The organism is Vibrio sp. 1069 (genome assembly GCF_033340555.1).
In genome coordinates this window covers 53,568-75,567 of sequence record NZ_JAWOWP010000011.1, presented here as the reverse complement: position 1 = coordinate 75,567, position 22,000 = coordinate 53,568, and the positions used below count along the sequence as shown (strand labels likewise).

The following is a 22,000-nucleotide window of genomic DNA, read 5'->3' as shown; positions in this document are numbered from 1 at the left end:
GGTTAAGACTCCTCTGAAGGGCGCACACACTCACTTTGTGAGTCATCACATTCCAATACTTTCACCCGCCAACCCTTTTGCCCTGTTGGTAATTGGCACTGCGTTAATTGAGACGACTTTTTCTGTGACAATAAGTCTTGTTGATAGCGCTCGGCCTGAACCCTCGATGTGCAGCTATATACTTCCACTACCGATTTAAATTCAGCGCTATTGTTGGAGATGTTGTTAAGCCTGCCTATACTTGGTCGCAAGTCATATTCGTTGCCAATCAACACACTATCGCCAATACCATCCACAACAATTCGAGGTTCTAAAATAAACATTCGTACTGTGCGGCGCTTAGTATTGGTATTACTTCTAAACAGCGCGCCTAAATATGGGATGTCTCCTAGCAATGGCACTTTACGTAACTGATGGCTCACTTCATCTCGGTACACACCACCGATAAGTAAGCTTTGCCCTTGTTTAACCGTCGCTAAGGTGCTGATTTCAGTTTTACGAACGGAAGGAAGATCATCGACGCCACCATCAGCGATCTTTGCACCGTCTTCGAGATGAAGGCTCAGGTTAATTTCAGGTCGTGCAGCAAATCTATCACCAACGATACGTGGGACAATTCTCAGTAACGTGCCATACGTGACCTCTTCCAGCGCTGCGGTTTCTTTACCAACCAGCTTGACGTAAAACGTGCTGCTGTTGTTCAGTACCGCTTCGACATTTTCCTGAGTTAACAATGTTGGTCTTGAAACCACTTGAGCACTGCCTTTGGATTCCAATAAACGAATTTGAGCCAGCAAGTAATTTAGGTTGGTTGAATCAAGCAAGGACTTAAAGTTCTGTCCACTGCCGAGCGTCACATCCCCCGAATTCACATCACCTGTTGTTTTGATATCGACAATGCGGTTGTTTCCGACAGACACTCCTGCTCGCCAATCCACGCCTAACTGACTTAAATCGTTGGCACTGATATCGACAATCGATAGCGCGACTTCAATTCTTGATTGCGGCTGGTCTAATTGCGCGACCAGTTTACGATAGAGCGGTAATCGTGCTTGAGTATCACGAACGATAATCGCATTAAGGCCCGGCTCTGCTTCAACTGTTGCGCCACCATGAACTGAGGCGGTTTTATTACTTTTTACAGGCTTATCTGGACTGGTAACTTCTTTGCTAGACGCACTCGCCACTTGCGTTTGAACACCAGACACGACCCGTTTTAACACCGATGCGATGCCCGGGACCGTAATTGTCTGATCTCGATATGCAATTTCTCTATCCGTTGCAGAAGCGTACTTCAAAGGAATTATCTCAACGAATAATTCGTCGGTTGAATTCGATTTCTGCAGCAAGCGCGTTTCCAATGCCTCCGCCGTTTGTACCACTAAGTCGACATAACGTGGAGGACCCGCAAGATAGACTAACCCTTTGCTCTCAGCGGCTCTCCAACCATAACGAGAATCCCAAACGCCGGTGGAAATTAACGTACTGCGTAGCTCTCTAGCCGTAAGTAATTCCAATTGAAGTAAACGTGAGCGAGTTTCTGTCGCCTTATAGACATGTAAGACGGCACCATCGAAATACCACATCAAGTTGTACACTTGCGATAAGTAATCGAGGAATTCCGCGGGATCTTCAGGGGTAAAACGCCCATTCACTCGATCGTTGACTTTGTCACTAACAGAAACCGAGACACGATAATTTGCACCGAAGTTATTCAACAACTCTTTTAATGAGTCGTTATCTGCATAGTAGCGGAACGGTTGTTCGGGCCAGTGTAAGTCTGTTGCTTGCGCGTATCCCAAAGGAACAACACTCACTGCGCATAACAATGCCTTTGTTGCAGCACGCCTAATGTTGGGAAAGATTTTTAGCATCATGGTAACCACACTGTATGGTTGATTGTGTGGTTCACGCGTGCTTGTTCCAGTAATGCAATGTAACGTTCGCATAGATTGACGTGCTTAGAAAGCAAAGCAGAGAACCGTTCCACCGAACAGTCCTCAACCCTTACTTTACTTTGCAAAATCAATTGCTGATCATCATTGGTTGTCAGTACGCCGCCATCCTCACGAATGGTTTTTAATGAGAGCTGCATGCAACGTTGTAACGCTTGTTCTTGTTGATAATCTAGATGCTCTTTAAACTGGAAGGGTAACGTCGCTTCCCATAAAATCCATGACGCATGTTGCTTGATGGTCAGTGATAACTGGTCAACCTCGATGTTGTAAGAACCATTTTCTGAGGCAATAAAATCCCCTACCTTTAGCGCTTCCGCTAAAGATTTCATCATCTTATCTAACATTTAACGCCCTATTTAGATCTGGCTGAGGTGATTGCAAGCCTGGCCGCACTGACCACTTTGAGTATCAAAATAGTAGTGATCGATATCACCAACAGTTTGCATGTTCTTGAACCATTGCCATACTTTCGCAACCGCATTTTGGTCGTTGTAAACCACATCGCATGCATCCCAAACTTCGTTCAGCTCGGGGGCCTCAAGTCGCACTTCCGAACACCAATTTTTCCACTCAGAAATAAATTGTTCGGTTGTAGAGGTGTACTCCGCGAACCCTTTCAGCTCGTCTAAAGACGGTTGCCACTTCTCAATTAACGAACGATGACATTCAATCACTTGCAACTGTTGTTCGCTTAACGTCCCAAGTTGCTTTTTAAGTTGATGCTGCTGGCTCTTAATGAGATCGAGTTGCTGTTGAACAAAGACGGCACTGGTGTCTTCCCCTGATAGCTTCGACCAATACTCCTTCTGAATATCGAGTTGATTGATAAGTTGTTCAACTTTAATCGAAGCATGAAGAGCACTTTGATCGACTTGTCGGTTAATCCACTCGTTGAGTGATAAATGGAAACAAAGCATCAACGTTTTTGGGACAGCCAAATTAAAGCGAAAGCCCAGACGAGAGTTGATGTAGTCCAGCCTTTGTTCGAACGTTGTGATTGTGCTGCTATCACTGAGCTGCGATCCAATTTCCAAAAATAAACGCATGGCAAACCGGTCTATCGAAGCACCAAGTTTTTGATACGTTTTTACTAACTGGCTAGCGCACAAGCTATCGACGACATTTCTATCCAACAAGCGTTGAAGTAAAGATAACTGCTCATAATTTATGACGCCTTCACTCAACAATTGTCGGTGATTGACGTGCACAACATTGAGATCCTGCGTTGGTTTCGAGGCGCTTTCATAACGAGCTCCTCTTTGTAAAACAGTCACTTTCCGCTGTGTCACTATGCTGTCTGGAAAAAGCGAACGGCGTCGCCAATGCTGCTTTTTCATTTATGTTCGTCTCCGCACCCCTTTCGAACAATCCAGAAAGAAAGAGATGTAATAATTTTTAATCGTTCGTTGTTACACGATACATAATAGAATTTACACTGGTGAGTGACTTTCAAAATTAGTCAGAAAATTTTAGTCCCAAGTCATTTCATTTCGCGATAGCCACTTGATCGTCTCCCGAACGTACGCGGCTTGGGGTCGTTCCAAAACGACGACGGTAACTCTGCGTAAAGTAAGACTGGCTGGAAAACCCTGCCTCCATCGCCACATCTACGATGCTCATCTTACTCGTCAACAGCAGTTTATGAGCATGCAGTAGTCGACGCTCACTGATCCAGGCTCTTGGAGAAATGCCATAGTGCTCATTAAAAAGCTCTTTAAAAGTGGTTAAGCTGGCACCAAACTCCTGCGCGTAGTCTGTCAACTTCCATTCTTTTAAGTAATGCTGTTCCATAAACCGACGTAACCGTTCCGACGTACGGTTTGTTTGTTGTGACAGCAACGCATACAGTGATTCTCCTCCTTTGCTGTGTAGCAAGAGAATGAGTAGTTCTTCGTATTTTAGGCACATAATGGCATCAGGGTACGCTTGTTGCTCAAGCGTCTGCATGCTAGAAAGCACTTGTTCAACGAGTATGTTCAAACCAAAAGTAAACAAACCAGAACAAACTTTGTCTACCTTAGGCAGCATCATCAAGAGATCACTGTGTTTTTGCAGCAACTGACTAACGAGTTCATTGTCGTAGGCAATAATCGACGCTTTGTATGCCCCATCTAGCGGAGAGTACTCTAACAAGTAATCTCCTTGGGATAGAAATACCCCATTTTCTGCAGCAACATCGATTGTGCAATCACCTGTTTGAACTCGAAGCTGACCATTGTGAACGACAACAATGTGAGACTGGTCTGAGTGAAATACTTCGTCAGATTTTTCATAGCAGGAAAAACTACGAATTTTTCGTGAACTCGAGTCGACCCTTTCTGAGTTTAGTTGGCCTGACACATCCATTTTCTACCCTTCATTATTTTGAGTTTCTCAGTGCAAATGTTGAGAAACTTTCAAAGCACTACTTTGATTGTTGTTATTTCTAAGTACTGCTGTATGAATTAAAGAAGCAAAGAAAAGAGCATAGAAGTTCTATCACTTACCATACCCCCCGAATAATTAGCGAATAACCCAAGCATTACCTTTACCTAAAGGTAAAAGTTTGACTTAGTAAATTTCTGCTGTCCGTCTTTATTATTTTTATCAGATAGCGTTTATCATTAGCCAAAACTTAAATATCATTTCGTTATTTAAGCTTGGTTGTTTTGTTATACATTAGAATACAATTAAATAGATTTTGGCATCGTTTCGAGAACAAAATTAAATTTCCAAAATCATAAAAATGTATGTTTTATAGCCTAAAACGCCAAGCCAACGTGTTCAAGGAGCGAGATATAATCATAAAAAATACTGTTTTTGCAACAAGTATGAGTCTAAAAAACAACTGACCCGATGACTTCAAAGTCATGTAATTAATGTTTATAAAAGACAACAAATCTTTCACAAAAGGAAAGATATGGTCTTTATTTTTATAAATTAGAAAATTCTAATAAAAATGTAGTGCTTAAAATTTTATCTGTTTATTTTTGGAACAAGAATCAAGTTTTCTTGTTTATTTCCCTCTAAAAATAAATAGTTCTTTTCTTTTTCAGCAACGAGCTCACCGTTTGAATAAAGCTTTCCAATAATCTTCATTTTTCCTTCACCAGCTTGAATTGGTGCAATTAAAAACGAATACTGCACAGGCAACTGAACGCCTTGGTAGCTCTGAGATGCCGACTTAAGACATTGATTATCAATAACTTTACATATTTCCACTTCAAGAGAAGTAATCGAAGGTGGAAAGTAGCCGTCGACAGAAACCCAACCATAGACTGATGCCTGACTCTGTGTATCAAAGCCATCCACCCCATTAACGGACACAGTCTGACTGCACCCACTCAGTATGAATAACCCAATAAAACCAGCCCATATAGAATTGTTCATTATGACCCCATAAACTTATTTTATATAATCTAGCTCATTTGAAATTCACACAATTCTTTATGTAAAAATATAAAAGATCAACTTATATTTATACTACAAGCGGACAATAAATCGCATTTTTCAACAACACGTAGTTAACATGGACTGTAATTTCAAAAACAGTTTCTGCTCTCTTTCATTCCTTCCTTAATTGAAGTTCATTAGAGAAAAGTGATATTCATATATATCATTGCCATCGAGATATGCATCTGAACACACTTACTTTTATCTTTCTATTTCTCTCAACACATTTAAAAGCCAAAATATAATAACAACCGACTAATATTGATAAACATGAAGAGATACATCTAATATTTTCCTTGATAAAATTTCAAAAGGGACTATTCCTATGTCAGCACGCCAAACTATCGATGAGATTTTGCTAAAGTTTGCTCATCAAATAGGCTTGCCTGCACTGCATCTAACGGAAAATGAAGTAAGCTTAGCCTTTGATGATAATCTAAGGGTGCATATCATCTTTCATCCTGAATCGACCACTTTGCAGCTCGAAGCTGAGATTGTTGGCCTTCAAATTGTAAATTCCGATCTCTATCGCTCTTTCTTGGCCTTTAATTATCACTGGCCTGAGCACCAGTTATTTTTTAGTTTAGATAACCACCGACATGTCCTATGTTTAAACCGACTCATTAACATTAGGCGACTGGATTACGAATATTTTGAAACAGCTTTAGCAGAATTGCTGACGCACAGCGAGTCGTGGGAAGCGTTATTGTCTTCTCATGTAACCATTGATGAGGCACCACCGATGCCACAAACTTTAGACTTGAGAGTTTAGGTGTCTTTATGTCCAATGACATCCAATCCACATACACCAATTCATCGGTTCATGACGTTCAACAAGCGCAGCAAAGTGATGCAGTGCCGCAAGGAACGTTTCATGGCCGTAAAGTCACCCTACTCTCCTCATCAGACAGCAGCATGACGCGAACAAGCTCTAAAAGAGAGCTTGGTGAATGTTTAAATCAATTTGCCAGTCTCGAATCTTGCAATCGCGTTTTGGATTTTGATCCGCAACTCAATATTGACAAGCAAAACGCCGCCGTAGAAAAGCTTATGGAACGAAAAGTGGCGATAATTCAACGTTCCTGATATCACAATATAAGCAGGTTAAACACCTAAGTTACCCTTCAGCCGACAAGCTCACGCTAATAAAAAACCCCGAAGATTCGGGGTTTTGATTCATACTGCTTTTTCTTTATTAATTACTTAGTTTCACTAGAAGAAGCCTAACGGGTCGATGCTGTAGCTAATCAGCAAGTTCTTCGTGTTCTGGTAGTGATCCAGCATCATCTTGTGCGTTTCGCGCCCGATACCCGATTTTTTGTAACCACCGAACGCTGCGTGTGCAGGGTAAGCGTGGTAACAGTTAATCCAGATCCGGCCAGCTTCAATATTACGGCCCATACGATATGCAACGTTCGCATCACGTGTCCAAACACCTGCGCCTAAGCCATATTCAGTGTCGTTTGCGATTTCCAACGCTTCAGCCTCATCTTTGAATTTGGTGATAGCGATCACTGGGCCAAAGATTTCTTCTTGGAAGATTCGCATCTTGTTGTGGCCTTCCAACATGGTTGGCTGAATGTAGTACCCCTGGTTGATAGACTCTGGCTGTTCTGACACTCCACCACCAAAGACCACTTTTGCGCCTTCTTCACGGCCGATTTCCAGGTAACTTAAAATCTTATCAAACTGTTCTTGAGAAGCCTGAGCACCAACTTGAGTATCGGTATCGAGCGGATTACCTTGTTTAATCAGCTGTGCACGTTCCGTCAGTTTCTCTACAAACTTGTCATAAATCGCTTCATGAACCAGTACGCGAGATGGACAAGTACAAACTTCACCTTGGTTGAAGAAACCAAGTAACGTACCTTCGATACACTTATCAAGATACTCATCTTCGTAATCGAAGATATCTGAGAAGTAGATGTTTGGAGATTTACCACCTAACTCAACTGTCGATGGGATCAAGTTGTCTGCTGCACATTTCAGAATGTGGTTGCCAACTTGCGTAGACCCGGTAAACGCGAGTTTCGCAATGCGGTTGCTGGTTGCTAATGCTTGACCCGCTTCAGAACCATATCCGTTTACAACGTTGATGACACCAGGAGGAAGAAGGTCACCGATTTTTTCCATCAGAACCAGAATGGACGTTGGGGTTTGCTCTGCTGGCTTCAATACCACACAGCAACCCGCCGCTAGTGCCGGTGCTAGTTTCCAAGCCGCCATCAACATTGGGAAGTTCCACGGAATAATTTGACCAACCACACCAATCGGTTCTGGGAAGTGGTAGCTTGCGGTGTGCTCATCCAGTTCTGCCGCACTGCCTTCTTGTGCGCGAATACAGCCAGCGAAGTAACGGAAGTGATCCACTACTAAAGGTAAATCTGCCGCCAGGGTTTCGCGAACTGGTTTGCCGTTTTCCCAAGTTTCTGCAACTGCAAGCTCTTCTAGATGCTGCTCAATACGGTCAGCAATTTTCAGCAAGATGTTCGAACGTTCTGTCACGCTAGTTTTGGCCCATTTTGCTTTGATGTTGTGCGCGGCATCCAGTGCTAAATTAATATCTTCCTCGCCAGAGCGAGCAACTTTACAATACGCTTGTCCGTTGATTGGTGAGATATTGTCAAAGTACTCACCACCCGTTGGTTTTACCCATTCCCCACCGATAAAGTTATCGTAATGCGATTTAAAGTTAACAATGGCATTTTCACTACCTGGCTGTGCATAGATCATAACTCTTCCTTTTGTTTCTCGTTCAATGTGTTATTGCAGTGTCGTATCGCACTGTTCACAAAGAGCATTACGCAAGTCACACGCCAACTACGCCACACTTGTTGTTAATTAAATGTAAAACTATGATTACCAAGCGATAACAAACCAAGTGAGCGATGTTTGAGCGGATGTATGGTGTGAACACCAATGTTCAAGTGTTCCAAAATGGCACACCCTCACTGTGACAAAATGGTACAGTCATGGAACTTCAACATATTAGCGATAACAATTGGCTTTCAACTTCATGGGTCAGAAGTGAACAAGCGGGTTTAAAACAGCGTCGACGCCCTGAAGATATTCGAGTAACGCCAGCGACGCTCCAAGATAGGCGTCACCAACTCAATTTTTTGCTAGAGGCAGTCACTCAATTTGCGCTCCCTTTGTTTAATCAGCTATTTGCTCATAGCGACAGTCGCTTAATTTTGACGGATTCAGATGGTGTCATCATCGGCAGTTGGGGACAGCCTAGATTTCGTGAAAAGTTAACGGAAATCTCGCTAAGCTCTGGTGCATGCTGGCAAGAAAAGGTCAAAGGCACCAACGCTATTGGTACAGCCTTGGTTGAAGCAAAGCCCGTTTCTGTTATTGGTGATCAGCACTTTATCCAACACCATCGTTTTATTAGCTGTTCGGCTAATCCTATTTTCGATCATCTTGGTAACCTCATTGGCGTATTAGATATTACGAGCGAGCAAAAGAGACATGACTTCTCAACGCAAGTACTAGTACAAAACATGGTCCAGCAAGTGGAGAATCAACTACTTAACTTGATTCCACAAGGGCATATTCGTGTGGATTTAGCGTGCGAAAAAGGTTTACTGAATAGTGGTTGGCAAGGAATTATCATTGCAAATGAAGACGGACAAGTTTTGGCTCACAATCAAGTAGCCTCTCAACTTTTTGCGCAAAAAAGTATCATTGGGCAATCCTTAGACGACATTCTATCCACTCGGGGAAATGAGCACCCTTTCGTTTTCAAAACAAAACCGCTTACCGATAAAGATAGCAAGGTCAAGTCTCGTGCTGTAGCGGCGTCCAATGATCTTCATTATGGCGACTCCGCTTTTGAGCACTGTTGGCAGCAAGCCAATCGCGTCATCGATAAAGACATCAGTTTGTTGATTCTCGGAGAGACTGGTGTTGGCAAAAACGAGTTTGTGAAAGCACTCCATAAAAACAGCCAGAGAAAAACGGGACCGTTAGTTTCCGTCAACTGCGGAGCGCTACCAAAAGATCTGGTTGAATCTGAATTATTTGGCTACGTAGCCGGTGCCTTTACTGGCGCAAACAGCAAAGGCTATCAGGGAAAAATTCGCCAAGCACACAAAGGGATTTTGTTTCTAGATGAAATCGCAGATTTACCCTTGGAAGCTCAAAGCCGATTGCTCCATGTATTGCAAGATAAAACCGTGCTTCCCGTGGGTTCCAACCAAAGCATTCAAGTCGATACGCAAATCATTGCAGCCACGCATAAAGATCTGGAACATTTGGTCAGCGAAGGATTGTTCCGCCAAGATTTGTATTATCGCCTTAATGGCTTGATCATTGAGCTACCTCGCTTTGAGGAGCGTGAAGATAAACGACAACTGATTGAGAACATTCATCGGCGTCACGCCGAATCTGAACAACAGCTTTGCCCTCACCTACTTTCTCTGATGCTGTCTTACTCATGGCCAGGAAATTTGCGTGAACTCGATAGTTTAATCAAAGTATCCGCCTTAATGGCGCAAGGTGAAGAAATATTGGAACTCACACACGTCCCAGCCCACCTAAGTAAGAAACTCAGCCAAGCTCAAGAAGGGGCAGCATCCGCTGAACCAACTTCAGAACTGCGTGCAACCGTCGAAGATAAGTTGCTCAAAACATATCAAGCCAACCAGGGGAACATTAGCAAAACGTCTCGTATGCTTGGTGTGAGCCGAAATACCATTTACAGAAAGTTGAAAAGCCTTGGCATATTAAGTTAATTCTACGACCTCAGATACAAAAAGAGCACCGTTGCGGTGCTCTTTCTCTTTGAAACCTAGCTTACAGGCCGCCTTGTTGTTGTGCCTGTTTTACTAATGCCTGACGTTGAGTTTCCTTCTCAGAGATCACTTGATTGTCCTTGTGCATTTCCTGTTCCAATTCTGCTGGAATGAAAACAAAGTACTTGTTAAGAGTCATCTTAGAACCTCAATTTGCTGTGTTAATTACCTTCTTGGTCGACGTAAACAAAACCAGAAAAACATGTTTTACTGGATCCTTGTTGCTAGTTTCAAAAAATAAAGGATGTTCATATAATAAACATCCTCCATGTGGGCGCTAATTATAGGCGTAGTTTAAAGGCTTACCTAGCACTCTTTTTCACCTTTTGTGCAATCTGAGTTTCGATCGAAAAACGGGTTTAATTGCCCGTCGTTACTAAGGTATTGTTAAACAGAGAAAAAAGCTTTTACTGTAACTGACGACAGGGATGAGCTTACGAGTGTAGGTTCACTTGCAATTGTGTATCGTAGAGTTCGAATACGATAATAATAGCGCTACATGCCCTTAATCTGTGTAGTTAAAAACTTTGAAGTGATAGACAACCGAAGTCATATCTGTGCAACTCAGTTTAACGATTTGTCTACCAGTTCAATATTTCACCTTTTTTGAGAAATCTTTAGCCACTTTTTTGTGTGAAACGTCCCAAAAGAGCAGACAATTAAAAGTGTGGTATATGACCACAATTGTCTATCCCCACTTAGCTTCGGGAGGCGTTTATGAAAAGTAACAAACTTGGCCATGTGATGTCTTTCAGCAGAATGTTTTCCTTCATTGCATTCTTGACGGCCACATTCGCATGGATTCTCAGCATGTACGCCCTATTCACTGTTTCTTTAGTGGCTCTTGTGGTCAGTGCAATTCTCTACCTAAAAGACAGGTTTTATCAAAACAAGAAAACGACCACTGAAAAGAGCGCCTAGGCGCTCTTTTCTATTGAATGTCATTTCTGTGTGACTTGATATAGTTATCAATCCGTTCGAGTTCGTGAAAATAACCATACATACCAATACGATTAATTTCTGGTTCTATACAGTATTTTTCTTCTTTTACCATAGCTTCTACAAACATTCCGCTTGATGCAATTGTGAAAGGTGGACACGCTGAGTAACCATTATTTTCTGCAATATACTTCAATCGCCCAAATTCAAAAATTTGACCTGGAATAGCAACGATAAGGGACAAGACAATTGTTATAGTTATCACTTTAATCGGCACTTTGACTAACTGAGTCATTCGATCAAATAAAATATAGACCAATAATGTAGGGCACAAGAGTAAGCTTGCGATACTTAAAACATATGACGCATCAATGTAGACCACTTGAAAACCACTACTGAGCTGAAGCGGTAGAGATTCGAAAACGAAATGATGATAAAGGCGATAGATGGAGTAAGTAATCAGTAATATGAACATAAGCAACACGAAAGCTGTGTGAAATGGATGCTTCTGTTGTGTCATTTCTATTACCTTATAGTTGAGGAGACGGCAGAGAGCGGCTTAGCTTCACTCTTCGAAGAGAAATATTAAACTGCTAGCAAATGCATGCTCTCCCATTTCTGAGAAGTGCGTGACGAATCAACGTTTAATGTAACTTTTAAATCTACCAATATCTTACAGACACAAAAAAGGATGCCACTTGGGCATCCCTTTATATCTTTATATTTAGTCGGTTTACTTAAAACGATTACACGTCGTAAGTTGTAGACGCTGTGTCGCCGCCTGTACCAGTCCAGTTAGTGTGGAAGAATTCACCACGTGGACGGTCAATACGCTCATAAGTGTGAGCACCGAAGTAGTCACGTTGAGCTTGAAGCAGGTTCGCTGGTAGACGAGCTGTTGTGTAACCGTCTAGGAAAGATAGCGCAGAAATCGTACATGGCATTGGGATACCAGACTCTAGAGACTTCGCTGCTACTTTACGCCATGCTGCTAGGCTGCCTTGTAGGATGTTTTTGAAGTACTCATCAGAACCTAGGAATGCGATGTCTGGGTTCGCTTCGTACGCATCACGGATGTTGCCTAGGAACGCAGAGCGGATGATACAACCACCACGCCACATTAGGGCTACGTTACCGTAGTTTAGGTCCCAACCGTTCTCGTTCGATGCTTCGCGCATTAGCATGAAGCCTTGAGCGTAAGAGATGATCTTAGAAGCTAGTAGCGCTTGACGTAGTGCATCAACCCACTCTTGCTTGTCGCCTTCAACAGGAGTGATTGTCTTACCGAATAGAGATTCAGCTTCAACACGTTGGTCTTTCAGTGCAGATAGACAACGAGAGAATACAGACTCAGAGATAAGTGTTAGTGGAATACCTAGGTCTAGTGCGTTAATACCAGTCCATTTACCAGTACCTTTTTGGCCTGCTGTGTCTAGGATCTTCTCAACTAGAGGCTCACCGTCTTCATCTTTGTAGCCAAGGATGTCAGCCGTGATTTCAACAAGGTAGCTGTCTAGTTCAGTCTTGTTCCAATCAGCGAATACTGCTTGCATCTCGTCAGCAGACATACCAAGACCGTCTTTCATGAACTGGTAAGCTTCTGTGATAAGCTGCATGTCACCGTATTCAATGCCGTTGTGTACCATCTTAACGAAGTGACCAGCACCATCGTTACCAACCCAGTCACAACATGGCTCACCAGCGTCAGTTTTCGCAGCGATACCTTGGAAGATAGGCTTAACCGCTTCCCATGCTTCAGCAGCACCGCCAGGCATGATAGATGGACCGAAGCGCGCACCTTCTTCACCACCAGATACACCAGTACCGATGAAGTGGATACCTTTTTCACGTAGTGCAGCAACACGACGGTTTGTATCTGGGTAGTTAGTGTTACCACCGTCAATAATGATGTCGCCTTTGTCTAGCAGAGGTACTAGCGCTTCGATGAACTTGTCTACAACGTCACCAGCGCGAACCATCAACATTACTTTACGCGGCGTTTCTAGCTTCTCTACTAGTTCTTCTAGAGAGTATGCACCGATGATGTTCGTGCCTTTTGCTGGACCTTCCAGGAACTCGTCTACTTTAGCAGCAGTACGGTTGTGAGCAACCACTTTAAAGCCGTGATCGTTCATGTTTAGGATAAGGTTTTGACCCATTACTGCTAGGCCAATTACACCGATATCACCTTTCATTGTTTCTCTCCAATTTTATTTCATCGACGAGCAGCGTCTTAAGCAATTTTTGCTGCCGCGTCTAAATCTAAATACCATTCAGTTAGGCCCGATTTCGCTTGAATCTTAGCCGCTGGGTATGGCAGTGCGTGTGCTGGTGAACTGTTAATTTCTTCAACAATGTCCGCTTTTCCTGCACCAAGCACTAAGTAACTAATGCGTTTCGCTGCTTCTAATACGCGTGCGGTTTTCGACACACGAAGTTGGCCCGATTCAGGATGCGACGCCACAAGAGATAGGTTCGCATCATCATAATTCGTTTGGCCAGGGAACAGAGAAGCTGTATGACCATCTGCACCAACGCCTAATAAGATCCAGTCAAACACAGGTGTGCCGTTTTCATTCGGGATTACCTCTGCCATCTCTTTTGCAAAGCGCTCGGCTTCTGCTTTAGGCTCATCTTCGCCACGGATGCGGTGAATGTTTTCTGCAGGAATATTTACTTGGCTAAACAACAATGTGTTCGCTTCACCGTAGTTGCTTTCTGCATCGTCAGGGGCAACACAACGTTCGTCACCCCACCAAAAGTGGAGGTTTTCCCATTGAATGGAGGTTGCGTAAGCCTCTGAAGCCAGTAGTTTAAACAGCATTTTAGGAGTGCTGCCGCCAGAAAGAGAGATGTGAACAGGTCTGCCCATTTCGCTAAACGCTTTCATATCGTTAGCTAGGCTTTCAACTACCTGTTCTGCTGTTTGGTAGATCTTATGGTTGATCATAGTTCACAGTAATCCGTATCTGTTAAGTTTTTACATGGGAAACGCCAAGCACGGCCATCACGCTGTAACAAGTCATCTGACTCTTTAGGCCCCCAAGTGCCGCATGCGTACCCGAAGAGGGATTGTGGATCTTGCTTAAAATCTAAGATTGGCTGTACGTATTGCCAGCACGCTTCCACCGCATCACTACGTGCAAATAGCGTAGCATCACCATTCAAAGCATCAAGTAGAAGACGCTCGTATGCCGTTAGCATTTGCGTTTCTTGCAGGTCAGCGTAATGGAAGTTCATTTTCACTTCCTTCGCTTCAAAGCCTGCGCCTGGCTCTTTCAAGCCAAAGCTCATTTGAATGCCTTCGTCTGGTTGAATACGAATGATCAGCTTGTTTTCTGGTGCGTTTTGACCAAACACAGGATGCGGTGTTTGTTTAAAGTGGATAACCACCTCAGTAACGCGTGTTGGAAGACGCTTACCAGTACGCACGTAAAATGGCACGCCATTCCAACGCCAGTTGTTGATGTACGCTTTCAAACCGATGTAAGTCTCTGTACGAGAATCGTCTGCAACTCCCGGCTCTTCACGGTAGCCGCGTAGGCTTTGCCCACGGACTTCAGACGCCGTGTATTGGCCTAATACTAGATCGTTGCGCAGAGCGTTTTCGTCTAATGGCTTTAGGCATTGAAGCACTTTTACCACTTCATCACGCATCGAGTCTGCATTGATTTGCGCTGGTGGTTCCATACCTACCATTGCTAATACTTGTAGCAAGTGGTTTTGGAACATGTCGCGCACAGCACCAGAGTTGTCGTAGTAACCACCACGCTCCTCTACGCCAAGGAATTCTGCGCCTGTGATTTCAACGTAATCAATGAAGTTACGGTTCCAAAGCGGCTCAAACATCGCATTAGAGAAACGAAGCACAAGTAGGTTTTGTACCGTTTCTTTACCTAAGTAATGGTCAATTCGGTAGATTTGATGCTCTTGGAAGTGCTCGTGAATTTCTTTGTCCAGAATACGCGCCGATTCAAGATCATAGCCGAATGGTTTCTCAATGATCAGGCGTTTCCAGCCATCCTCTTCACTGTTAAGACCATGTGCTGCAAGACTTGCAGGGATCACACTGTATAAACTTGGTGGGGTTGCTAAGTAAAAAAGCGTATTGCGTTGCTCGAATTGATATTCGTCCGCAAGTTGGTCTAAGCGAGAAGATAGCTTACCGTAATCTTGTGTGTCAGAAGTATTAATTGCTTGGTAGTGCAGATGGTTAATAAATGCATCAAGCGTTTCTGGTTCAGTCTTTTCCATTTCCTGAAGCGATTTTTTCAGCTTCGCGCGGTAAGACTCATCACTGTATTCAGTGCGACTTACACCCAGAATGGCAAAATTCTCTGGAAGCTGCTTGTTCGCGTAGAGGTGGTATAAAGCAGGAATGAGCTTACGGTACGTAAGGTCACCTGAAGCACCAAAAATAACGATGCTGCTGTTTTCTGGTATTACCATCATCTTTCCCTTAAAAACGAGGTACTTATTGTGTGCCCGGATACGGCTAGAGAATGAGCCAACCCTATCAACGGCACCTCAAAATAGAAAATTGGTCTTACCTATTACGTTGATAGGTAAAGTCTATGGGCCCAAAGAACCTCAAGAAGTTGCATTTCCGATTCTTGGAAACACGACGTATTGAGGTCATTTAAGTCACTTATGTCTCAAAAGTACACACTGTACTCGCTGGAGGAGAGTCCGACACGGGGCAATATTGTCTACGACTATTTGATTTACATCAACACTTGCCAGTGCAAACGTTTAAATAAGTTGCACAAAACGTCATAAGCGATTGTATTTTATTGATAAAAAAAGTTTCATCTGAACGCCCCAAAATTTAAGCAAAAACTCTAATATGGGCAATAATTACTCATCCTTGCAATCCATTACAGTTTTATCGTGATCTGTGTTACTTACTTTTTATTTCATCACCCTATTGATAATGATACTCAATTAAAGATAATGAAATCACTATTAATGTGAAAGTAGAACGCCATGAAATCAAGCGCCATTAACCCACATCCCATAAACCGAATACAATCGGTGCTTGACTACATTCACACCAACTTAGACAGCACTCTGAGCGTAGATGAAATATCGAAAGCAAGTTGTTGGTCGCGCTGGCAACTGCAACGCGTATTTCAACAACACACTGGCGTATCCGTCGCTCACTACATCAGAGAGCTTAAACTTAGCCTTGCGGCTGAGCGCTTAATCCATACTTCTGACCGCTCGTTAGATATAGCGATAGAAATGGGATTTACATCTGAACACGCATTTAGCCGAGCGTTCAGGAATATGTTTTCAAAAAGCCCCCGCGAATATCGAAAAACGCAACAACTCTCCGGGTTGAGGCAACCTTTGACGCTGCGTAAGACACCAGAAGAAGAGAAAAAACATCAGCGCTTTATTGAAGTTCGAATAGAAACAAAACCGGCTTTTGAACTTGCTGGTTATCATGAACCTATTCACGGATTGTTTTCCGCTACGCCCGATTTCCAATCCAAAGTACCGTCACTTTGGTCACGTCTTTATTCATCTGAAAACCTTAACAATTCGGAAAGTAGTTACTTTGGCGTGATTGATGTGACTCAAGCGTATTCAAACAACCAACAACTTGAGTATTGGGCAGGTTATGAGTGCAGTCCAACAGCAAACGCACCAAGATCAACGAACTCTTCCAACTCGGGGTTAGACCTCTTGGCTGTTCCTGAGCAAACCTACGCCGTCATTACACACATAGGCAAAGCATCAGAGCTCGCCTCAACGCTGGAATGGTTTATTTTACATTGGCTACCCTACTCTAATTATCATGCTATCGATGGTTATGAGTTAGAGCTTTATCCAGAAGGTTATGATGTTGATAGCGAACAAGCACAAATGCAGTATTGGATTCCTGTCGAGCCAAACGACTCGCTATCTTTAAAACCTAAGAACAGAAGAATAAGTTCCAAAGATTAGTGTTTTGCACCAAATTGTTAACTTTTCCTATTTCTTTGAATATAGAATACAAATAACAATCATTATCAATAAATAGAAAAAGTAGTGGAATTTATAAATATGGAAAGTCCGATTCGATTTCATCGTTCAGCGGTTGCTATCGTCGTATCCGCATTGCTCGCTGGCCACGCCAATGCGACTGAGAGCGTATTCCAACACGAAACGATTACGGTGCTAGGAGAAACATACCGAAACACCGCAACTAAAACCGTTTTAGAACCGGAGGAAACACCGCAAGCGATCACGGTAATCACTAAAGATGACATGGACCTACGCGGCGTAAACTCGGTGAGCGAAGCATTGCGTTATGCGCCTGGCGTAAATACAGAATTGCGTGGTGGTGCCGTTTCCCGACTTGACCTATTCAATATTCGTGGTTTTATTAACTACACCAACTTTTATGATGGTCTTCCTTTGCTGTACAACGGTTGGAACCTTCAACCGCAGGTCGATTCCGTTGCTCTTGAGCAAATCGAGGTTTTTAAAGGGCCAACGTCTGTTCTTTACGGCAATATTCCACCAGGAGGTATGGTCAACATTATCGCCAAGGCGCCTCAGTCAACACCCTCGCACTCTGTCTCGATTAGTACAGGGACTAACAGCCTAAAAGAACTGACGTTCGACACCACAGGACAAATTGGTGATTCTAATGTGGATTACCGTATCGTCGGCCTGGCAAAACAGCGAGATGGTCAAGCCGATACGTCTGAAGATGAACGTTATGTACTCGCCCCATCTTTCAATTGGCAAGCGACAGAAAGCACATTAGTGAACGTGAATGTTTACTATCAAAATGATCCATCAGCAGGTATCTACACGACTGTGCCTGCATCTGGCTCAGTGATTAAAAACCCACTTGGCTCGATGTCACCAAGCACTTATTTAGGGGATGAGGACTGGAACACTTACGAACGCGAAGTTCTGATGATGGGTTACAAAGTCCAACACGACTTTAACAACAATTGGCAATTTCTACAGAATGCCCGCTACATGACCGCCGATGCCTATCAGGAAAACACATATAACGGTGCACTTGAAGCGGATAACCGTACCGTTGGTCGAAATGCCTATTTAACCGATGAAAAGTCCAAATCCTTTGTGATTGACAACCAACTATCTGGCTACGTTAAAACAGGAAATTTTGAACATAACTTATTGTTCGGGCTTGATTATCAGTATCTAGATTCAGATGTAAAATACAAAGACACGCTTGGGTATTCGCTAACTCAGGACATTTTTAATCCTGACCACAACAGCATTGATCGTAATGCACTGAATTTCCAATACAAACAAAACTTAGATATCAAAACGAAGCAGATTGGCGTTTATTTCCAAGATCAAGTTCGTTACGACCAACTTGTAATGATTGCAGGTCTTCGTTGGGATAAATACGATTCAAATACAGACGCCGTTAGCGATTATCTAGGAGCAGTATCCAACAGCAAGGAAGAGTTAGACGATAACAACGTATCTTTCCGAGTCGGTGGTTTGTATGAGCTAGACTTTGGTCTCTCGCCATATCTTACTTACTCGGAAAGTTTTGAGCCAATTGCGGGTGCTGACTCTTCTGGTAAAGCATTTGAGCCATCAACCGGTCATCAATGGGAGTTAGGCTTTAAATACGCACCATTATCTGGTGATATCTCAGGTAACTTAGCACTCTTCCATATCACGAAGAAAAACGCGATCTTGACCGATCCGAATAATCCTTATGCACCGAACTATCAAGCGGGCGAAGTGGTATCACAAGGTATTGAACTTGAGGCAAAATGGCAAGCCACAGCACAAGCTGATTTCACTCTAGGCTATACATATACCGATATGGAGATTACCGAGGACAGTTATTACAACCAAGAAGGTAAAACGCCGGTTTGGGTACCTGAGCAAACGGCCTCTCTATGGGCAAATTACTTCTTTGAAGGAAATCTTTCAGGCCTTCGTACCAGTGCTGGCGTTCGCTATGTCGGAGAAGCACAAATTGATGCACAGAATAGTCAAAAAGTACCGGACTACACCTTGTTTGATTTAGCAGCAAGTTACGATTTCTCAACGGTATCTGAATCAATGAAAGGGGCTAGCGTCACGCTTTCTGCAAGCAATCTATTCGATAAAGAATACTATTCTTGTTACGACAAAAATAACTGTTGGTTTGGCGCTGAGCGCTCTATCGAAGCGAAGTTAGAATACAACTTCTAACCTCTTAGAACGGAACAGCAGTAATTTGTAAAGCGATGGTTTCTACAACAAGCCATCGCTTTTTATTTTGCATAGAGCATCAATATAAACGCTACCTTGTCACTTTTTTATAGCACCTTTCCGGCCTACCTACCGACCCATAGTTTAAATCAGCCTCTAGTTCACCAGTAGTGATAAGATACTCCAAATAGCGCCTCGCCGTTGTTCGGCTCGCGCCGATCTTTTCGCCTGCCTCATCAGCGGTCAGTACACTGCCATTTGGGAACAACTCTCTGATCTTGTCTAGCGTTACACCATCAATCCCTTTCGGTAATCGGTTCGGCAAGTTGTCTTGATTGGCGTGAGACTGCAGCATTTTATCAACGAGGTTCTGATCCAAACTCTCTACGATGTCTAGTTGTTGGCGTTGGCACACATACTTTTTCAGTGCGGCATCTAAGCGTGGAAACATAACTGGTTTTAACAGGTAATCGACAACGCCACCCCTCATCGCCTGTTGTAATGTATCGACATCCCTTGCGGCTGTAATCAAAATGACATCACACGTTTGGTTACTTGCACGCAGTGTATTTAGTATCTCAAGCCCTGTGCCATCGGGAAGATAGACATCCATCAATAGCAAATCTGGCTTAAGAATGTCGAGTTGCATTTCCGCTTCCATTCTCGTGGTCGCAATTCCGACCACTTCCAAACCTGTCAGTTGGCTTAAGTATTTGTGGTGAAGCTCAGCAATAGCCAGATCATCTTCAATGATCATTACGCGAGTCGCCATACTCATAATTGTTCTTCCTTGGGTAAATACACCGTTATTCTTGTCCCATAATTTGTATTGGGTATCATCTCAACATGGCCGTGATATCGAGTAGCAAGCTGATTGACAAGGTGCAAACCAACACCTCGATTTTGACGAGATTTCGTTGAAACGCCTTTTGTAAATAATGTTTGTGGATCCATTGTTTTTGGGAGGCCACAGCCATGATCTATCACCTCAAGTATCACTTCATTTCCGTAATCGCTAACGGACACATCAATGTTTCTGCGTTCTGACGCAACATTTGATTCATCGCGAATTGAAGTTAACGTGGCATCGAAAGCGTTATCAATCAAATTACCCAAAATTGTGACAAGATCTTCCGAATTTAGCCACTCAGGCAGGGGCTCCAGACGACTACCTTCCTCAACCATCAGTTGTAAGCCTAACTCGCGCGCACGTTCAGTTTTTCCAAGCAACATACCTGCAATTAGCGGGTCCTTAACGGTATCTCTTAAAAACTCAATCATTGCTTGATAGTGTGCGGTTTCTTGTCCAATTAACTTTTGCACCGCATCAAGTTCACCCATTTGTACTAGCCCACTAATGGTGTTGAGCTTATTTCGATGCTCATGGGTTTGCGAACGTAACAAATCTGCATATTCCTTGGTTTGTGATAGCTGCTCGGTTAGATCATTAATTTCATCCCTTAAACGGAAACTCGATACCGCCCCCACGATTTTTCCATCAACATAAATTGGAGAGCGATTTGCAATCAGGCGCTTATGATTAAGGAATATTTCAATATCATGATCTTCCTGCCCGCTTTCTAACACTGTATATAGATCGCTATCACGCAGCGTATCAGTCAAAGGTTTATTAAGCGCTGATTCTCTATCAATACCGAGAATCTGGCAGGCACTACGATTTATCGAGCGAAGTATCCCTTGGGCATCAATGCTTAACACGCCCTCTTTGATGGTGCTCATCGTCACTTCTAATTCGCCGTACAACCGCCCTATCTCTTCAGGCTCAAAGCCTAAAATGGCGCGCTGAAACTTTCTCGACGCATAATTGGATACCATGGCATTAGCGACGACAACTACGATGACCATTAAAATCAAAAAGGCCAAAAATGGTTCGATGCGGTCTTGCAGTCGGTCGAGCAAATAGCCAACTGAAACCACACCAATAATGTTCCCTTGCTCGTCAAAAATCGCAGCTTTACCACGAACTGAATAACCTAACGAGCCCTGTGCCGTCGAAACATAAGACAACCCCTGTTCTAGCGCTCGACGATTGTCGCCACCTCTCATTGGCTTGCCCAACCGCTCATCAACAGGGTGGATTAAGCGTACTCCCTTATGGTCGCCAATAACGATGAATGCAGCACCTATGGCTTCGGTTAATTCTCTAAAGCGAAGTTGGTATGGCTGGGGGTTTTGGGTTTCGATCATTTCACGAACAACCGCTGAGTCCGCTAAAAAACGGGCAACACCCAGTGCTTTTTCTCCCATTTCTTGCTCTTGATTGATTTTGAGATAAGTGAACCCCGCGGCGACAAGCAATAACAGCTCTATCAACCCCGATAGCGTCATGATAATGAGCATCCGCTTACGAAAGCTGATGGTTTTCCAACTCATTGATACATCCTTGTGATTCACTCTTGAGCGTAACGTTAACACTCAGTTAACAGCATGACGTTGTCGCGGTGATAAATCTGTGAGGAAGGCAAACAAACCGCAGAGTTTACGGTTAATTAATCGACGAGCTGAAACATAAAATTACAACCATTCACCAAATTTAGCATTCCTCTCTGATACTCAATTCCATACATAAATTGCCCTTAAAATCATGATCGCGATCACATCGATTTTAGCGGTTTTTGAGGCGTTTTTAGACTTTACAACGTATAATTTTTAATCAACGAAACC

The 22,000-nt window shown here is 43.2% G+C and carries 19 protein-coding genes; 6 read left to right on the top strand and 13 right to left on the bottom strand.

What is annotated here, in order from left to right:
* Positions 1 to 2 precede the first annotated feature (2 nt).
* From sctC to R7040_RS16455, 5 genes are all read right to left on the bottom strand, one after another.
* Positions 3 to 1,877, bottom strand: coding sequence for a type III secretion system outer membrane ring subunit SctC (gene sctC / locus R7040_RS16475; protein ID WP_064353990.1), 1,875 nt, complete (start codon positions 1,875 to 1,877; stop codon positions 3 to 5).
* Positions 1,874 to 2,302 (bottom strand): YscB family type III secretion system chaperone, encoded by a 429-nt coding sequence (locus R7040_RS16470; RefSeq protein ID WP_017821346.1) that lies wholly within the window; start codon positions 2,300 to 2,302, stop codon positions 1,874 to 1,876. The genes sctC and R7040_RS16470 overlap by 4 nt, the downstream gene beginning before the upstream one ends.
* 12 nt (positions 2,303 to 2,314) lie before the next feature.
* Complete coding sequence (locus tag R7040_RS16465) at positions 2,315 to 3,295, bottom strand: T3SS regulon anti-activator ExsD domain-containing protein (RefSeq protein ID WP_025768113.1); 981 nt, start codon at positions 3,293 to 3,295, stop codon at positions 2,315 to 2,317.
* Between the two features lie 148 nt (positions 3,296 to 3,443).
* Positions 3,444 to 4,304, bottom strand: a complete 861-nt coding sequence (locus R7040_RS16460; protein ID WP_005377191.1) for an AraC family transcriptional regulator — start codon at positions 4,302 to 4,304, stop codon at positions 3,444 to 3,446.
* 609 nt (positions 4,305 to 4,913) lie between these two features.
* Positions 4,914 to 5,327 carry a YscW family type III secretion system pilotin gene (locus R7040_RS16455; RefSeq protein WP_054579559.1) on the bottom strand — a complete coding sequence of 138 codons (414 nt, stop codon included), beginning with the start codon at positions 5,325 to 5,327 and terminating at the stop codon, positions 4,914 to 4,916.
* A gap of 388 nt (positions 5,328 to 5,715) precedes the next feature.
* On the opposite strand from R7040_RS16455, the gene exsC reads away from it, so the two are divergent.
* On the top strand, positions 5,716 to 6,162 hold the full coding sequence (gene exsC, locus R7040_RS16450) for a type III secretion system regulatory chaperone ExsC (RefSeq protein ID WP_005377174.1): 447 nt from the start codon (positions 5,716 to 5,718) through the stop codon (positions 6,160 to 6,162).
* Between the two features lie 8 nt (positions 6,163 to 6,170).
* Positions 6,171 to 6,476 carry a T3SS regulon translocated regulator ExsE2 gene (gene exsE2, locus R7040_RS16445; RefSeq protein ID WP_054728556.1) on the top strand — a complete coding sequence of 102 codons (306 nt, stop codon included), beginning with the start codon at positions 6,171 to 6,173 and terminating at the stop codon, positions 6,474 to 6,476.
* Positions 6,477 to 6,602: 126 nt separating this feature from the next.
* On the opposite strand, the gene R7040_RS16440 is transcribed toward exsE2, so the two are convergent.
* Complete coding sequence (locus R7040_RS16440) at positions 6,603 to 8,123, bottom strand: aldehyde dehydrogenase family protein (RefSeq protein ID WP_017634560.1); 1,521 nt, start codon at positions 8,121 to 8,123, stop codon at positions 6,603 to 6,605.
* Positions 8,124 to 8,362: 239 nt separating this feature from the next.
* Here R7040_RS16440 and R7040_RS16435 point away from each other — a divergent pair, with 239 nt between their 5' ends.
* Positions 8,363 to 10,129 carry a sigma-54-dependent Fis family transcriptional regulator gene (locus tag R7040_RS16435; RefSeq protein ID WP_318081232.1) on the top strand — a complete coding sequence of 589 codons (1,767 nt, stop codon included), beginning with the start codon at positions 8,363 to 8,365 and terminating at the stop codon, positions 10,127 to 10,129.
* A 61-nt stretch (positions 10,130 to 10,190) separates the two neighbouring features.
* Here the strand turns inward: R7040_RS16435 and R7040_RS16430 are convergent, their stop codons facing one another.
* The gene (locus R7040_RS16430; protein WP_005377165.1) at positions 10,191 to 10,328 is read right to left on the bottom strand and encodes a hypothetical protein; all 138 of its coding nucleotides are present in this window, start codon (positions 10,326 to 10,328) and stop codon (positions 10,191 to 10,193) included.
* A 578-nt stretch (positions 10,329 to 10,906) separates the two neighbouring features.
* Here R7040_RS16430 and R7040_RS16425 point away from each other — a divergent pair.
* On the top strand, positions 10,907 to 11,110 hold the full coding sequence (locus tag R7040_RS16425) for a hypothetical protein (protein WP_005377162.1): 204 nt from the start codon (positions 10,907 to 10,909) through the stop codon (positions 11,108 to 11,110).
* 10 nt (positions 11,111 to 11,120) lie between these two features.
* Here R7040_RS16425 and R7040_RS16420 read toward each other — a convergent pair whose 3' ends face one another.
* From R7040_RS16420 to zwf, 4 genes are all read right to left on the bottom strand, one after another.
* Positions 11,121 to 11,648, bottom strand: a complete 528-nt coding sequence (locus R7040_RS16420; RefSeq protein WP_005377161.1) for a hypothetical protein — start codon at positions 11,646 to 11,648, stop codon at positions 11,121 to 11,123.
* Between the two features lie 226 nt (positions 11,649 to 11,874).
* The gene (gene gnd / locus R7040_RS16415; RefSeq protein ID WP_005377160.1) at positions 11,875 to 13,323 is read right to left on the bottom strand and encodes a decarboxylating NADP(+)-dependent phosphogluconate dehydrogenase; all 1,449 of its coding nucleotides are present in this window, start codon (positions 13,321 to 13,323) and stop codon (positions 11,875 to 11,877) included.
* Positions 13,324 to 13,361: 38 nt separating this feature from the next.
* Positions 13,362 to 14,078, bottom strand: coding sequence for a 6-phosphogluconolactonase (gene pgl, locus R7040_RS16410; RefSeq protein WP_005387158.1), 717 nt, complete (start codon positions 14,076 to 14,078; stop codon positions 13,362 to 13,364).
* Positions 14,075 to 15,577, bottom strand: coding sequence for a glucose-6-phosphate dehydrogenase (zwf, locus tag R7040_RS16405; RefSeq protein WP_017634563.1), 1,503 nt, complete (start codon positions 15,575 to 15,577; stop codon positions 14,075 to 14,077). Before zwf ends, pgl begins: the two co-directional genes overlap by 4 nt.
* 537 nt (positions 15,578 to 16,114) lie before the next feature.
* Between zwf and R7040_RS16400 the strand changes: the two genes are divergently transcribed.
* The gene (locus R7040_RS16400) at positions 16,115 to 17,080 is read left to right on the top strand and encodes a helix-turn-helix domain-containing protein (RefSeq protein WP_005387160.1); all 966 of its coding nucleotides are present in this window, start codon (positions 16,115 to 16,117) and stop codon (positions 17,078 to 17,080) included.
* A gap of 99 nt (positions 17,081 to 17,179) precedes the next feature.
* On the top strand, positions 17,180 to 19,315 hold the full coding sequence (locus R7040_RS16395; protein ID WP_318081233.1) for a TonB-dependent siderophore receptor: 2,136 nt from the start codon (positions 17,180 to 17,182) through the stop codon (positions 19,313 to 19,315).
* Between the two features lie 91 nt (positions 19,316 to 19,406).
* Here the strand turns inward: R7040_RS16395 and R7040_RS16390 are convergent, their stop codons facing one another.
* Together R7040_RS16390 and R7040_RS16385 are read right to left on the bottom strand one after the other, a co-directional pair.
* Entirely contained in the window at positions 19,407 to 20,093 is a 687-nt protein-coding gene (locus R7040_RS16390) for a response regulator (protein WP_206970894.1), read from the bottom strand.
* Entirely contained in the window at positions 20,090 to 21,709 is a 1,620-nt protein-coding gene (locus R7040_RS16385; RefSeq protein WP_318081234.1) for a sensor histidine kinase, read from the bottom strand. Before R7040_RS16385 ends, R7040_RS16390 begins: the two co-directional genes overlap by 4 nt.
* Positions 21,710 to 22,000 lie beyond the last annotated feature (291 nt).

What these genes read in the sequence shown, in the direction of transcription:
- R7040_RS16440 (WP_017634560.1), bottom strand. Translation starts at nt 8,123, where the DNA reads ATGATCTATGCACAGCCAGGTAGTGAAAATGCCATTGTTAACTTTAAA.
- R7040_RS16465 (WP_025768113.1), bottom strand. Translation starts at nt 3,295, where the DNA reads ATGAAAAAGCAGCATTGGCGACGCCGTTCGCTTTTTCCAGACAGCATA.
- R7040_RS16435 (WP_318081232.1), top strand. Translation starts at nt 8,363, where the DNA reads ATGGAACTTCAACATATTAGCGATAACAATTGGCTTTCAACTTCATGG.
- R7040_RS16385 (WP_318081234.1), bottom strand. Translation starts at nt 21,709, where the DNA reads ATGAGTTGGAAAACCATCAGCTTTCGTAAGCGGATGCTCATTATCATG.
- exsC (WP_005377174.1), top strand. Translation starts at nt 5,716, where the DNA reads ATGTCAGCACGCCAAACTATCGATGAGATTTTGCTAAAGTTTGCTCAT.
- R7040_RS16430 (WP_005377165.1), bottom strand. Translation starts at nt 10,328, where the DNA reads ATGACTCTTAACAAGTACTTTGTTTTCATTCCAGCAGAATTGGAACAG.
- R7040_RS16420 (WP_005377161.1), bottom strand. Translation starts at nt 11,648, where the DNA reads ATGACACAACAGAAGCATCCATTTCACACAGCTTTCGTGTTGCTTATG.
- R7040_RS16425 (WP_005377162.1), top strand. Translation starts at nt 10,907, where the DNA reads ATGAAAAGTAACAAACTTGGCCATGTGATGTCTTTCAGCAGAATGTTT.
- R7040_RS16470 (WP_017821346.1), bottom strand. Translation starts at nt 2,302, where the DNA reads ATGTTAGATAAGATGATGAAATCTTTAGCGGAAGCGCTAAAGGTAGGG.
- R7040_RS16460 (WP_005377191.1), bottom strand. Translation starts at nt 4,304, where the DNA reads ATGGATGTGTCAGGCCAACTAAACTCAGAAAGGGTCGACTCGAGTTCA.
- R7040_RS16400 (WP_005387160.1), top strand. Translation starts at nt 16,115, where the DNA reads ATGAAATCAAGCGCCATTAACCCACATCCCATAAACCGAATACAATCG.
- zwf (WP_017634563.1), bottom strand. Translation starts at nt 15,577, where the DNA reads ATGGTAATACCAGAAAACAGCAGCATCGTTATTTTTGGTGCTTCAGGT.
- R7040_RS16390 (WP_206970894.1), bottom strand. Translation starts at nt 20,093, where the DNA reads ATGAGTATGGCGACTCGCGTAATGATCATTGAAGATGATCTGGCTATT.
- exsE2 (WP_054728556.1), top strand. Translation starts at nt 6,171, where the DNA reads ATGTCCAATGACATCCAATCCACATACACCAATTCATCGGTTCATGAC.
- sctC (WP_064353990.1), bottom strand. Translation starts at nt 1,877, where the DNA reads ATGATGCTAAAAATCTTTCCCAACATTAGGCGTGCTGCAACAAAGGCA.
- gnd (WP_005377160.1), bottom strand. Translation starts at nt 13,323, where the DNA reads ATGAAAGGTGATATCGGTGTAATTGGCCTAGCAGTAATGGGTCAAAAC.
- R7040_RS16455 (WP_054579559.1), bottom strand. Translation starts at nt 5,327, where the DNA reads ATGAACAATTCTATATGGGCTGGTTTTATTGGGTTATTCATACTGAGT.
- R7040_RS16395 (WP_318081233.1), top strand. Translation starts at nt 17,180, where the DNA reads ATGGAAAGTCCGATTCGATTTCATCGTTCAGCGGTTGCTATCGTCGTA.
- pgl (WP_005387158.1), bottom strand. Translation starts at nt 14,078, where the DNA reads ATGATCAACCATAAGATCTACCAAACAGCAGAACAGGTAGTTGAAAGC.